Origin of the sequence: Pseudomonas sp. CIP-10, assembly GCF_020911845.1 — a bacterium.
Classification (GTDB): domain Bacteria; phylum Pseudomonadota; class Gammaproteobacteria; order Pseudomonadales; family Pseudomonadaceae; genus Aquipseudomonas; species Aquipseudomonas alloputida.
Genome location: NZ_CP087160.1, coordinates 5,627,890 through 5,642,157, shown reverse-complemented (window position 1 = coordinate 5,642,157; position 14,268 = coordinate 5,627,890). Strand labels below are relative to the sequence as shown.

Genomic DNA, 14,268 nt, shown 5'->3' with positions numbered 1-14,268 from the left:
TGTAATGGTTTGCCCACTGTCAGGCAGCCAAGTGACATGAATGTCAAAGAAACCATTTCTCTCGCCCAGGTGGCCCAGCGCCTGCTCGGGCAATTTCCTGATTTGCACAGTTTGGCGCGCCAGGCGGCGGGCCATGTGCTTCGCCGCCAACTGGGGTACTGGCTGGATCCGGACGGCCTTTATTGGCACGAGTTCCAGTCGGCGGCCAGCAGTGCGTTGAGCTTCACCGGCTGGCGCCACAGTGGGCCGCCACGACGCTCTTTGAGCTTTACCGAACTGGTCATCCAGCGATTCAGCCCGCAGCAGCAGGCCAGTGCTGACGAGTTGAGTATTTATGGTGGCTTCTACCGGGTGGATGCCAGCCACGCAGTTTACGACGAGCGCAACGAAGTGCGGCTCGACCCTCAGCAAGTACTGACGGCGTTCTGGCGGTTGGACTTTGCAGGGCGCTACACCGAGGCGCTGAGCACGTTTCGGTCACGGCATGGCGAAGACTATTGTGTCCTGGCCCGCGCCCGCTTCATGGCTGCTGTGGGCCAATCTGGGTTGAGCGAACCTGAGCGCCAGGAACTAATGGGGGGGACGCTCGCTGCACCCGCACTGCCGACTACCGTAAAAGCCTTGCGACTGGCCCGGGAAGGGAGTGCTCAATCTGGGTGGAACGCGCTTGTCATCGGCGGTATCAGCGCCAAGCTGATGTTCTTGCGCAAGCTGAAGACTGGCAGGTTGTGCCTCTACCTTGCCGATGTTCAGGCTGTGGTGCAGGTGTTTGACGATCGTCATGCGTTTCAGGAGTGGATGGCTGACCAGGCCGCCACGACGGTGGGGCGAGAGCGGCTGGTCAGGCTGTTCGTCGGGGACGGGGTACTGGCGCAGTCGCTACGCCCGCGACTACGCAATTACTTCAAGTTGCTCGCACAGTCGCGAGGTGACACCGCCATCTTGGGGCAGTCCATTGAAGGGGACCTGTTCGTTCGTCTACGTGATGCGGTGATGGATGATCTGACCCGCGACGCTCACGAACGGCTGACCACCAATGCCCAGCTGCGAAAGGCCGAGTGGCTGGCGGGCGTGCAAGCGGCGAGCTTCGTGCTAGCACCGATGGCGCCGTTTGGCTGGCCAGTGATATTGGCATCGCTCGGTCTGGGCACCGCCAGCCTGGCGCTGCATCTGGACCGGGCAATCAATGGCAAGCAGGGCTGGCGCACAGCAGCATGGTGGTCAGTACTGACGGATATCCTGTTCATCCTGCTTGATATAGCCATGCTGCGAGCCAGCGAGCTGTTTACCGATGGCCACGTCCCCCCGCGGGTGGCTGGCCAGGCGCAAGCCTCTGCCGCCAAGGTCGACTGGGGGCTTTACATGGCCCCGGCGGCGGATGAATTGCTGGCGGTGTCGGATCAGGCGCTGGCCCGCCAGCAAGCTCTGTTGGGCGCGGTACCGTGGGCTGATCTCGATGCCTTGGGGCCCAATGGCGAGTATCTGGATGCCTTCAGTGAACCCTACCCCGTCTTTCGCGATGAGCACGGCTTTGGCTCGCCCGCCATTGCCGAGTACACCAGCTCGCCGGAGCGTTACAACAACCTGTGGCGGGGTATGCCGCTAGAGGGCACGCGCGCCGCGCATATCCAGCGCAGCCATGCGCTTTCTCACGCACTTGGGCAAATCGGCGTGACTAATCAAGTGAGGCTGTATCGGGCTGCCTCCAGCCTGCGGGGCACGGGTTTTCAGGCAGTTGGTGAGGGCGCCGTTGAAGTGGGTGACGTGCTGGTGACCACCGACTTCACGTCATTCACTGAAAACCCCTATGCCCTCTGGGAGGTTTTCAACGACCCGCAGGCTCAAATCAGTGGCAGGGATGTTTTTGATGAAAACGCGTTGGTTTATGTGTTGGAGCCGGGCGAGGATATGCAGGCGACGCCTATCGGGCCCTTCTCAAGGCGACCGGATGAGGCGGAGTCTTTGATGATGCCCGGGCGCTACCTGCAAGTGGAAAAGGTGACGGCCGTTCAAGGGCACAATTATCGCTTTACCGAGGTGTGCCTGAAGGCGCTGGCGCAGGCGCCAAGCGGGAAGGCAGTGCGTGATATGCGCACAGGCAAGCTGTTCGATCGCCAGGCACTGGCGATGCGGCTGGGCACGGAGGATGATTCGTTGATGCGCACATTCTTTGCGCTGCCCTCCTGAGCGCACGTGAAAGGGGCCGCTGAGCGGCCCCTGATCAAGGCCTCAGCCCTGCTTCACTTCACGCATCGGCTTGCCTTTCACTGGCGCATCGCCCGCCACGTAGTACTTGGCAGTGCTGCGCGGCAGTGGCTTGCGGCCACGGATCTTGTCCGAAATCTTCTCGGCGATCATGATCGTGGTGGCGTTGAGGTTGCCGGTGATGATCAGCGGCATGATCGAGGCATCGACCACGCGCAGGCCCTTCATGCCGTGCACGCGGCCTTCGCCGTCGACCACCGCCATGTCGTCGGTGCCCATCTTGCACGAGCAGGACGGGTGGAAGGCGGTTTCGGCGTGCTCGCGGATGAACTTGTCCAGCTGCTCGTCGGTTTGCACGTCGGCGCCCGGGCTGATTTCGCGGCCACGGTACGGGTCCAGCGCCGGCTGGGCCATGATTTCACGGGTCAGGCGAATGCCGTCACGGAATTCCTGCCAGTCCTGCTCGGTGGACATGTAGTTGAACAGGATGCTCGGGTGCTGGCGCGGGTCTTTCGACTTGACCTGAATGCGGCCACGGGCAGGCGAGCGCATGGAGCCCATGTGCGCCTGGAAGCCATGTTCCTTCACGCCATTGGAGCCGTTGTAGTTAATCGCAACCGGCAGGAAGTGGTACTGGATGTTCGGCCACTTGAATTCCGGACGAGTCCGGATGAAACCCCCGGCCTCGAACTGGTTGCTGGCGCCGATACCGGTGCCGTTGAACATCCACTCGGCACCGATCGCCGGCTGGTTCCACCACAGCAGCGACGGGTATAGCGAAACCGGCTGGGTGCAGGCGTACTGCAGGTACAGTTCCAGGTGGTCCTGAAGGTTTTCACCAACGCCCGGCAGGTCGTGCACAACCGGGATGTCGAGGCTTTCCAGCAGGGCGCGCGGGCCGACGCCGGAGCGCTGCAGCAGCTGCGGCGAAGCGATGGCGCCAGAGCTGACGATCACTTCCTTGCGGGCGCGGGCTTCGACGCGCTCTTCGCTGTCGCCGACCAGGTAGGTCACGCCGATGGCGCGCTTGCCGTCGAACAGAACGCGATCCGTGAGGGCGTGGGTGACGATGGTCAGGTTCGGGCGCTTCTTGGCCTGGTCCAGGTAACCACGGGCAGTGCTGGAGCGGCGGCCGTTCTTGGTCACGGTGCGGTCCATCGGACCGAAGCCTTCCTGCTGGTAACCGTTGAGGTCTTCTGTGCGTGGGTAACCGGCCTGTACGCCGGCTTCGACCATGGCATGGAACAGCGGGTTGTTGCCGGCTTTCGGCGTGGTCACGCTGACCGGGCCTTCGCCGCCATGGTAGTCGTTCGGGCCGATGTCACGGGTTTCGGCCTTGCGGAAGTACGGCAGGCAGTCCAGGTAGGTCCAGTCTTCCAGGCCTGGCATTTCTGCCCAGCCGTCGAAGTCCATGGCGTTGCCGCGGATGTAGCACATGCCGTTGATCAGCGACGAGCCACCCAGGCCCTTGCCACGGCCACATTCCATGCGGCGGCCGTCCATGTAAGGTTCCGGGTCGGTCTCGTAGGCCCAGTTGTAGCGGCGGCCTTGCAGCGGGAAGGCCAGGGCGGCTGGCATCTGGGTGCGGAAGTCGAAGCGGTAGTCGGGGCCACCGGCTTCCAGCAGCAATACGGTGACGCCGGCATCTTCGGTCAGGCGGGTCGCCAGGGTGTTACCGGCCGAGCCGGCACCGACGATGATGTAATCGAATTCTTGGGACATGAAAGTACCCTCGTGTTGGCGGTGATCGGGGAGCGGGTACGCCCGTGCGCGGTGGCACGGGCGGGGCTAGACAGGGTTTAGAAAACCGAGTTGTAGCCGCCCAGCTCGACCTGGACCGACTTGATGCGAGTGTATTGAGCCAGCGAGCTGACGCCGTTTTCACGGCCGACGCCCGACTGCTTGTAGCCACCTACCGGCATTTCGGCCGGCGATTCACCCCAGGCGTTGATCCAGCAGATACCGGCTTCGAGCTTGTGGATGATGCGGTGGGCGCGGGTGATATCGTTGGTGCAGACACCGGCAGCCAGGCCGTAGTCGGTGTCGTTGGCACGGCGGATCACTTCTTCCTCGGTTTCGTAGGTGAGGATGCTCATCACCGGGCCGAAGATCTCTTCCTTGACGATGGTCATGTCGTCGGTGCAGTCGGTGAACACGGTCGGCGCAACGAAGGCACCTTTGGCGAAGTCGCCGGCAGTCAGGCGCTCGCCACCGCACAGCACGCGGGCACCTTCTTCCTTGCCCTTGGCGATGTAGCCCAGCACGCTTTCCATGTGCTGGAAGCTGACCAGCGGGCCGAAGTTGGTGTTTTCGTCTTCCGGGTTGCCAACGCGGATGCGGGCAACGCGCTCGGCGATCTTGGCTTCGAAGGCCGCCTTCATTTCAGCCGGGATGAACACGCGGGTGCCGTTGGTGCACACCTGGCCCGAGCTGTAGAAGTTGGCCATCATGGCGATATCAGCGGCCTTGTCCAGATCGGCGTCGGCACAGATGATCAGAGGCGACTTGCCGCCCAGTTCCATGGTCACTTCCTTCAGCGAAGAGCTGGAGGCGCTGGCCATGACTTTCTTGCCGGTGGTGGTACCGCCGGTGAAAGACACTTTTTCGATGCGCGGGTGCTCGGTCAGCCAGGTGCCGACTTCGCGGCCGCTGCCGGTCAGAACGTTGAACACGCCGTTTGGCAGGCCGGCTTCGGTGTAGATCTCGGCCAGTTTCAGGGTGGTCAACGAGGTGACTTCCGACGGTTTGAAGATCATCGCGTTGCCAGCGGCCAGGGCCGGGGCAGATTTCCACAGGGCGATCTGGATCGGGTAGTTCCAGGCACCGATACCCACGGTTACGCCCAGCGGCTCGCGGCGGGTGTAAACGAAGGACGATTCGCGCAGCGGGATCTGCTCGCCTTCGATGGCCGGTACCAGGCCTGCGTAGTACTCCAGCACGTCGGCACCGGTGACGATGTCGACGTAGCGGGTTTCGGAGTACGACTTGCCGGTGTCCAGGGTTTCCAGCATGGCCAGCTCGTCGTTGCGCTCGCGCAGGATGTCGACGGCGCGGCGCAGGATGCGCGAACGCTGCATGGCAGTCATCGCAGCCCAGACTTTCTGGCCACGCTCGGCGCTTTCGACGGCTTTCTCGACGTCAGCCTCGGTAGCACGTTGCACGTGGGCGAGGACTTCGCCGGTAGCCGGGTTGATGGCTTCGAACGTGGCATCGCTGCCAGCGTCGACGTAAGCGCCATCAATGTAGAGTTTTTGCGTTCCGAAACGGGCCATAGTGTCCTCGCAAGTGCAGTGTGTGGTTTGGCTTGCGCGTCACGCTCCTGCCGGGTTGGCAAGTGCCGTGCGCGCTTGTTCAGCGGCCTGGTCATTGGTGCCCAGGGTGTGCTGCTTAGCCAGTTGTAGATCCATGTATTCGTAAGCAATCCGTATTGCCTGATCGGTGTCGAATGCATCACCCGACAGGGCGCCACGCAGCCACAGACCGTCGATCAGGGCTGCCAGGCCGCGGGCTGCCTTGCGCGCATGGTAGAGCGGCAGGGCGCGGCGGAACTGGCAGCACAGGTTGGAATACAAGCGGTGGTCGTTGATCCGCTGCAACCTGTGTAAATCGGGCTGGTGCATGCTGGAAGCCCAGAAGGCCAACCAGGTTTTCATTGCCGGGCCGTTTACCTGGCTGGCATCGAAGTTGCCCTCGATGATCACTTTCAGGTGGGCGCGCGGGCTGTCGTCTTTCAGGGCCTGGCGACGTGCTCTGACGCCTTCGTTGAGCATGCTCATGATGTAACCCATCGTCGCTGCGATCAGGCCGTTCTTGTCCCGAAAGTAGTGACTGATGATGCCGTTCGACACACCGGCCAAACGGGCAATCAGCGCAATGCTGGCGTCCCCCAGTCCGACCTGATCGACCGCCTGCAATGTGGCTTCGATCAACTGCTGGCGCCGGATGGGTTGCATACCGACCTTGGGCATCTTGCTATCTCCTCAGGCCTGCGAGCAGACGACAGGCGGCTGACTCGGCGAAGGCCAGTCTATTTTGTTTTGATTGAACGTTCAATCAATAAAGAATAAGCTCTGCGACAATTTGTGCCATTGACAGTTTTTCAGGCGGTCGAGACGGCACGGATTGACACCCCAGGAAATCGCGTAACCCCCGGAATACAAGGTGTTGACGGGCATGAGCGATGCGAAATGCAGATTCTGCCGTACGGCCATTGGCCCTGCGACAGGCCCTTGGAGCGGGCGGGGTGATCTGTGACGAATGCGCGCACCTCCGTTGAGGCGTGGCATTTTCAGCAGGCCACCTGTCTGTTTTTGGCAACGTATCGATTCGGGATCACGGTTTCCAGGGTTCTTTTATAACACCTGATGCAGTGGGGATATTCCACCAATTGCTCGGGAAAGACTGATTAGCCTCCACAGCCGCACTGCCCGGAGCATTCGTGCAATGAGTTCTGCCTCACTTACCAAGCCCCCCGCCGAGAGGGTACGGGTCAACCGCGTGGTGTTCTTCACCTCCGCGCTGATGATCCTTGTTCTGACTGCCTTGCTGATCGCTGTACCCGAAACTGCCGGCCAGGTGCTGGGCGTGGCCCAGAAGTGGCTGACGCGCACCTTTGGCTGGTACTACATGCTGGTCATCTGCGGATACCTGCTGTTCGTCGTCTACCTGGCTTTCTCCGACTACGGCAGCCTCAAGCTGGGTGGCAAGGACGACCAGCCTGACTTCAGCTACGGCGCCTGGGCCGGCATGCTGTTCTCGTCCGGTATCGGTATTTCGCTGCTGTACTTCGGCGCCTCCGAGCCCCTGGACCACTACTTCAACCCACCGGAGGGCACTCCTGCCAGCCTCGAGGCCGCGCGCCAGGGCCTGCAGCTGACCTTCCTGCACTGGGGCCTGCACGGCTGGGCGATCTATGCCCTGGTGGGCCTGGCCGTGGGTTACTTTGCCTACCGTCACAACCAGCCGCTGGCACTGCGTTCGGCGCTGTACCCGCTGGTGGGCGAGCGTTGGGTCAAGGGCGCTGCCGGCAACGCCGTCGACATCTTCGGCATGTTCGTCACCCTGCTGGGCCTGGTGACCAACTTGGGCATCGGCTCGATGCAGGTGTCGTCCGGCCTGGAATACCTGTTCGGCATGGACCACAGCAAGACCAACCTGCTGGTGGTGATCCTGGTCATGGCTGGCGTGGCTACCGTGGCAGCGGTATCGGGTGTGGAAAACGGCATTCGCCGCCTGTCCAACCTGAACATCATGCTGTTCAGTGGCCTGTTGATCTTCGTGCTGCTGGGCGGCGAGACCCTGCACCTGCTCAACGGCTTCGTGCAGAACGTTGGCGACTACCTCAATGGCATCGTGCTGAAAACCTTCGACCTCTATGTGTATGAAGGCGAAGCCGGCAAGTCGGAGCGCTGGCTGGGCCTGTGGACCGTGTTCTACTGGGCCTGGTGGATCTCCTGGGGCCCGTTCGTCGGCATGTTCATTGCGCGTATTTCCAAGGGCCGCACCGTGCGCCAACTGGTGATGGGTGTGCTGCTGATCCCGCTGGGCTTCACCCTGGCTTGGCTGTCGATCTTCGGCAACACCGCACTGGACCTGGTGATCAACCAGGGCGCCGTGGAGCTGGGCAAGACTGCGCTGGAACAGCCATCGATGTCGATCTACCAGCTGCTGGAATACTTCCCGGCAGCCAAGATCGTCATTGGTGTGGCAGTGTTCGTCGGGTTCGTGCTGTTCCTCACACCGGCCGACTCCGGCGCGGTGATGATGGCCAACCTGTCGTGCACAGGCGGCAAGGTCGACGAAGATGCCCCGCACTGGATGGTGGTGTTCTGGTCCGTGGTGATCACCCTGGTCACGATCGGCCTGCTGTTTGCCGGTAACTTCGAAGCCATGCAGACCATGGTCGTGCTGGCGGGCCTGCCATTCTCGGTGGTGCTGGTGCTGTTCATGTTCGGCCTGTACAAGGCCATGAAGCAGGACGTGGTGATCGAGCAGGAGCGCGCCGAACTGGCCGCCCGTGGCCGTCGCGGCTTTAGCGAGCGCCTGACTCAGCTGGAACTGCAGCCGACCCAGGCCGTGGTGCAGCGCTTCATGGACAAGCAGGTCAGCCCTGCGTTGAAAGAAGCCGCTGCACAGCTGCAGACGCAGGGCTTCGAGGTGGAAACCCGCGTTGGCCAGTCGCGCAACCTGATGGGCTTGCGGGTGATGATGGAAGAAGGCAACCCTTTCGTCTACGAAGTGAGCCTTGACGGCTATATGGCCGCGTCGAGCGAGCCGCCGGTCGAGGGTGAGCCTGAACTGCGCCAGCGCTTCTACCGCGCCGAGGTCTACCTGCATGACGGCAGTCAGGAGTACGACCTGATGGGCTTTGCCCCAGACCAGATCGTGCGTGATGTGCTCGATCAGTTCGAGAGCCATCGCCAGGTGCTTGGCCGCGTCTATAGCTGACTTCCCGGCAGGCCGCCGCACTGCCAGGTGTCGCGGCTTGCCAGCAGCAATATGTAGCACCTCATTCGATAACATCTCCAGGACGCTTTGTGGTTCATTCCACAACGAGTCCTGGTCATGCCCGCCACTCACGCGCACAACCTCAATCACGCAGTCGCCGCCCAGTTCGCCAACCGTCCTACATTCCGGCAGGTCGCAGGTGAACAGATCATGAAGGTGATTCTGGAGCACTATCCTCTGGTTGGCGTGCATCGCCCTGAAATGACCTCGGCTGCACCGCTATACCTGATGTCCCTGCAGCCGGATGGTGTCTGGCACCCTCAGCCGCTGGTGGATGTTGTGCTGCAGGCCCTGCTTGCGGCTAAACCACTGGACCTCACCCCAGCAAGTGACTACCGCCTTAGCCTGAACCCGCCCCGGCGCTTTTTCGCCATCGAGTCGAGCTTCGAAACTGCTGAGGGCGATTTGATCGAGCCCGCGCGCCTGACCGATGGCCTCAACGCGTTGCTGCCGATACTGCTTTGGCACTTCCAGCAAGCGCAGATCGGCTATTGGAACGGCGACGCCACGATCGACCGGGACCTGTGGTTGCAGCAGTTGTTGCGCGCCAACCTGCTCGATGGCCTAAAGGACGAAGCGCTGGATGACGAACAACGCAAGCTGCTGCGTGACCTGATGATGGGCAACCGTACCGGGCTCGATGTGCAGCTGGTGCGGGTAGCGTTACGTGAGGGCGAAGACACTTTCCATGAACTGTTGCCCGGTTTGCTGATTACCGCCTCCAGTGAAGTTCGCGAACTGACACTCTGGTGTTCTTCCGAAGGCCTGGTCCGCAGTTTCGACGCCCAGGCTGCGTTCGGCTCGGCGTTGCAAATGCAGATGGCGGGACGTTACCGGTTTGATGAGTTGAGCTGGCAAGGCCTGACGGTGGAGGGCGACGCTTTCGCCCTGTACAGCGCCTTGTTGCTGGAAATCTTGCTCGAGCGCGTGGCCCGCCTGCGCTGGAGTGCGATCGACAGCGTCGACCAACTGGAGCATTACTGCCATTTGGCCTGCGACCCCGCGTCCTTTTTTGCCGAGTTCAGTGACTATGGCTCCGGTGGGCTGGGCTTGGCGCTCCCCAAGGGCCTGTCGCGAGCCGATACGGATAGCCAGACCGCCTACCTACAAGCCATGCTCGACTTGTCGCTACTGCAACAGCACACCCCAGCCCAGGGCATTCAGGATGGTCTGCCGGACTTGCACACCTATACGGCGACGCGCCTGCGCGAGGAGATGCTGCATGACCACCCGGTAGACGCCAATTACTTTCCTGATGACCTTCTCCTCACGGTCGAGACCTTTGTCAGTGACGGTCACGGGTTGGGCTTCGGCCAGAAGACCGGCGACAAGACGCTGACTTTGACGCAGTTGGCGATCGGCCGCCTGGATGCCACCGCAGGAGGGGTGGTGACACACATCGCGCACCGTGAAAACCAGCTGATCATGAAGTGGATGACCATTGATTACGTCCGTGAGCTGGTACAGCGAGTCGACATCGGCGGCAGTTATCCACGTCATGTACAGTCGATGATCGATCGCTCGGCGAGCCGGGCCGAACACATCTCGGCATTTGCCATACGCTGGCGTATCACACTGATGTTCGATGCTGCGCGGGCGCGTGCCGTCAAACGGCTCGACAAGTTCGCCTACGGCGCCCTGGCAGAATTCTGCCGTAGCGGCCAAGAAGGTGCAGCCGCTGTGCGGATTGCACCGCTGGCGTTCAAACGCTCGCCGACATCAGAGAGGGTCGACGTGGCGCATGGTTTCTACGTGATCGAAATCATCGAGTTGGGTGTTCATCTGTTGTACTGCCCGCTGTACACCGAAAAGGCGCTGATTCAGTTCGGCAGCGCTCAGGCACTGTTGGATGCGATCAGCCGCCCGGGGGCGTTGCAGGACAGTGTGCTGCTGTGGATCGAGCAAGCTCAGCGCGCGGTCTACGATAATGGCGGCTTCCGGGAGCCGCACCTGCCCCAATGGCTGCTCGACCCTTACACCCTCCCGGAGAAACCGCAGCCTGTTCAGTTGGCGCTGCAATTCTGGGCGCGGGACGTGGATCGGCAAATGTTCGAAGCCAAGGGCCGGATGTTGCTGGAGCTGGCGGATCGCAGCGCCATGAGCAACAGCGAGGTGCGCTGGCGGCTGGTCACGGCATTTTCCTGGGAACTGCTGAATGTTGTGTTTCCAGTGTTACCGGGGCCGCTCACCTCGGTTGCCTGGCTCTACATCGGCATGCGCAGCTTGATCAACGATTTGCATGGCCTGGCCAGTTCGCATTTCGACGAGCGCATCCAGGCGATGGTCGATGTGCTGAACAACACCTTGCTGGCACTGATACACCTGCAGACGCCGAAACTGGCAGCGCCGCCCGTCTCTGGCGACCTGCCGCCATCGCTGCTCCAGGGGCCAGCTGCAGGCGATGGGATCGAGTTGGCGAACCTTTCCACCGCGACGCGGGAGCCCAGCGTCTCGGTCGACAGCCTGCAGGCGATGGCCAACACCCACCTCGACTTTTCCTGGCGTGGGGCTGGGGGGCTCAACGGCCTGTCGAGTGCCCAGCGCGACCAAATGCGGGCGTTGGCGGCCAGCGTTTCGCTGGAGGGGCGTGAACCGCAGACGCAGGGCGTGGCTGCGGGGCTGGTGCGGATTGGGGATGATTTCTATGTGTCTCTGGGCGGTAATGTCTACCGAGTCAGCCTTGATAACGCAGCGTTTCGCATCATCGGTCCGGACGGCACGGTTGGGCCCTACCTGATGCGCGACGGCGATGTCTGGCACCTCAATAATTCGCGCTTGCACGGTGGCAATGATCGCTCCGGCGAGTTGGCCCGCGAGCGACTGCGCAAGAAGCTTAGCGGGCCGATCGCCAAGGCTCAGGCCGAGATAGAGCGGCTTATCTTGACCGCGGAGGCTGCCACGAAGGATTTCAACGCGTTGAGCGAGCAGATTGTCGGTTTGCGTGATCCGGTAAGAAAAGTCGAGGATCGGTTGCAAAAGGCGCCACCCACCGACCCAGACGAACGTGCGCAATTCGAGCAGGCTACCGCGTTGTTCAAGCTCAAGTTCCAGCAGTTGCAAGAGCAGACGAATACGCTGCGCAACCAGCGCCTGCCCTTGAACGAGAGATTGTTCCTTGGTTATCTCGAGGCCGAACGCAACATTACCTACGTGCTTGACAAGTCGAGCGCCTCGACGCACGTCGGCAGCGTGAGAGATCAACGGATACTCTTGGGCCAGGTCCGCAAGAACCTGATCAGCTTTGGCATGTTCTTCATTGATGAACTCCTGGCCTTGGGTGGGTTCAGGGAATACGACCAGCTCACCAATGCGCTCAATGACGCACCGCCAGAGAAACAGGCCGAGTTGTATGTCAGGTTCCGGACGATGTTGGAGAAGTTGCTTGAAGAGCAGCCCAGGATCATCAATGTCTCCAGCCAGCTGGATCGCCTGTTGGCCATCACCGATATCGACATGCAAGTGCCTTACATCAATTCCACTCTGACCGTCTCGAGCATTATCGCGAGCCGTAAGACGACCACGATCAACATCCGGTTTTTCCAGGCCATGGGCCTGGTCGAGCTGGCCCTGCAGTGGCACAAAGGCACGCCTACCCAGCACTACATGATCTTCCGCCATGCGCTCGCCAGTCAGCGTCTGCGGGTGGCCGCACAAACGCATCATCTGCTGATGTTCTGTGACTTGCCTGTCGCCGAACGAATCGAGGTGCTGCAAAGTGCGTGGGACGAATACCTCGCGGCGATTCTCAACGCCGAACGGATCAAGACACTCGGCAGCAAGCTCATCGATGTCCAGCGCCTTGAGGCCTACAAGCAACAGATGGTGGAACTGAAAACCATAGCCGGTGAGGCGTTGGTCGAGGCCATGCGCGAGCAGGCGGACGGGCAGGTCCGTGGCACACGTCGTGCGGTTTATTCACGAAAGAGCCTGCAGGTGGCCCATACGCGGGCTGGTCAGATAGTCATTGGCAGCGAATCGGTGGTCGAGGGGCAGGCTGTGCTGCAAGTTGTAGCGGCTTTCAACAAGAGCGCGCTGCATCGCTTCCAGAAACAGGGAAACACCTGGGTTGAAGAGGTAGCCTCGGGCGAACCGGAACAGCCATCGCGGACTTCTACGCCGGAGTCCGAAAGGAACAACCGGGAGCTGGCCGAGGCCATGCTGGCACAGAACGAAAATGTCATCGCTCAAGCCAGAGCCCTGGTTGCCAAGGATGCTGACGACATGGGCCTGATGTCGATGCTGGATGGCCAGATCAACGAAGTGGCCGAGCTGCGTGAACAGCTCAGCGATGCCGACGCCGAGCACGCGCTGCTGGCGGGCATGGACGATGCGTTGATTCAGTTGCGTCAGGCCCGCCGCGACTGTTTGGTAGCGCTTTACAGCAAGACGCGCTATCCAGGTTCCAGAGGGCTCAATTTTCTCCATCAACAGGGGCTGCTCGCCGTGGAATATGTCGGGCCTCGGCAGGTGGTTTCCGATGGCTATCTGGACGAGTACCGGATCAGCCTGTTGCGTGCACCCGGTGAGGGTCGAGGTAAACCCTTGTGGGCCGCACATTTCCATTTTGCCGACTCGCAGGCGGCGCCGACGGCGTTTGGCAAAGGCCATCTCAAGCTGTGGAGCCAGCGCAAGATGGGGTATCGCGAGCAAATGAAGGCGGCGAGCGAGGGGCAGGTACTGAGCATTTATCGGGGTAACCTGACCTACGCACAGGCCAAGGATGTCATTCCGTTCAACCTCTGAACCTTCGCCCGGGTGGCCCAGCGCCGCGATCAGCGAATGTTAGCGGTTGCTGTAACGGCCATGCTTGCCGTGTGCAGGCATGGCCTGGTTGCCACGTGTGGCGATCATCTGTGGCAGCGTGACCAGTTCGATCCCCAATTGCTTGAGCCGTGGAATTTGACTTTCCAGTACCGCTAGCGTCTGCGGGTAGGGGTGGCCGATCAATACGGCCGAGCCTTGCTTGCGGGCCAGTGCAATACCCTGTTGCAGCTGAGCGTCGATGGCTTCCGGCGTGCGCACGTCATCCAGAAATACATCCCGTGACACATGCGCTACATCGTGTGCTTGAGCCTCGGCTGCGGCGACCGTGGCGGCACTGGTGCGGCTGTCGACAAAGAACAGATGGCGCCGCTGCAGCTCACCCATCAACCACGCCATGGGTTCACGCTGTGCGGTCATGCGGCTGCCCATGTGGTTGTTGATGCCGGCGGCGTAGGGCACCTTGACCAATGCTGCGTCCAGGCGCCGCGCCAGCTCTTCGATGGCGATGCCCGGGTGCCAGGCATAGGGCCCGGTGGCCGGGTCCATGGGCATGTGCAGGATCACCGTCTTGCCGGCCTTGTGCGCCTGGCGGGCAAAGTCGGTGGCATGCGGGGTGTCGGGCATGATCGCCATGGTCACCGGCCCGGGCAGGGCCAGGGTACGGCTGTCGCGCTCGGGGCTCTGGCCCAGGTCGTCGATGATGATGCTCATGTAGGCCTTGTTGGCCGGCGCCGCTTGCGCGATTCCGGCCATCAGGCAAAACAACAGACACAGCAGAAAACGCATAGGGTG

7 protein-coding genes and 1 pseudogene are annotated in these 14,268 nt (G+C 61.5%); 4 read left to right on the top strand and 4 right to left on the bottom strand.

Annotated features, from left to right (window positions below):
* The first annotated feature begins 36 nt into the window (after positions 1 to 36).
* A complete protein-coding gene (locus LMH93_RS25395) occupies positions 37 to 2,187 on the top strand; it encodes a dermonecrotic toxin domain-containing protein (RefSeq protein WP_230064722.1) in 2,151 nt (716 codons plus the stop codon).
* 42 nt (positions 2,188 to 2,229) lie between these two features.
* Here LMH93_RS25395 and betA read toward each other — a convergent pair whose 3' ends face one another.
* The 3 genes from betA to betI form a co-directional block, all read right to left on the bottom strand.
* Positions 2,230 to 3,927, bottom strand: a complete 1,698-nt coding sequence (gene betA, locus LMH93_RS25390) for a choline dehydrogenase (protein WP_014859114.1) — start codon at positions 3,925 to 3,927, stop codon at positions 2,230 to 2,232.
* Positions 3,928 to 4,004: 77 nt separating this feature from the next.
* Complete coding sequence (gene betB / locus LMH93_RS25385; RefSeq protein WP_003249182.1) at positions 4,005 to 5,477, bottom strand: betaine-aldehyde dehydrogenase; 1,473 nt, start codon at positions 5,475 to 5,477, stop codon at positions 4,005 to 4,007.
* Positions 5,478 to 5,516: 39 nt separating this feature from the next.
* Entirely contained in the window at positions 5,517 to 6,173 is a 657-nt protein-coding gene (gene betI / locus LMH93_RS25380) for a transcriptional regulator BetI (RefSeq protein WP_003249185.1), read from the bottom strand.
* 532 nt (positions 6,174 to 6,705) lie between these two features.
* Here betI and LMH93_RS25375 point away from each other — a divergent pair.
* From LMH93_RS25375 to LMH93_RS25365, 3 genes and pseudogenes are all read left to right on the top strand, one after another.
* Positions 6,706 to 8,240: pseudogene (locus LMH93_RS25375) on the top strand (BCCT family transporter).
* Positions 8,188 to 8,652, top strand: a complete 465-nt coding sequence (locus LMH93_RS25370) for a hypothetical protein (protein WP_177331254.1) — start codon at positions 8,188 to 8,190, stop codon at positions 8,650 to 8,652. Before LMH93_RS25375 ends, LMH93_RS25370 begins: the two are co-directional and overlap by 53 nt.
* 117 nt (positions 8,653 to 8,769) lie before the next feature.
* On the top strand, positions 8,770 to 13,455 hold the full coding sequence (locus LMH93_RS25365; RefSeq protein ID WP_185279802.1) for a dermonecrotic toxin domain-containing protein: 4,686 nt from the start codon (positions 8,770 to 8,772) through the stop codon (positions 13,453 to 13,455).
* Positions 13,456 to 13,494: 39 nt separating this feature from the next.
* On the opposite strand, the gene LMH93_RS25360 is transcribed toward LMH93_RS25365, so the two are convergent.
* Entirely contained in the window at positions 13,495 to 14,262 is a 768-nt protein-coding gene (locus tag LMH93_RS25360) for a divergent polysaccharide deacetylase family protein (protein ID WP_014859110.1), read from the bottom strand.
* Positions 14,263 to 14,268 lie beyond the last annotated feature (6 nt).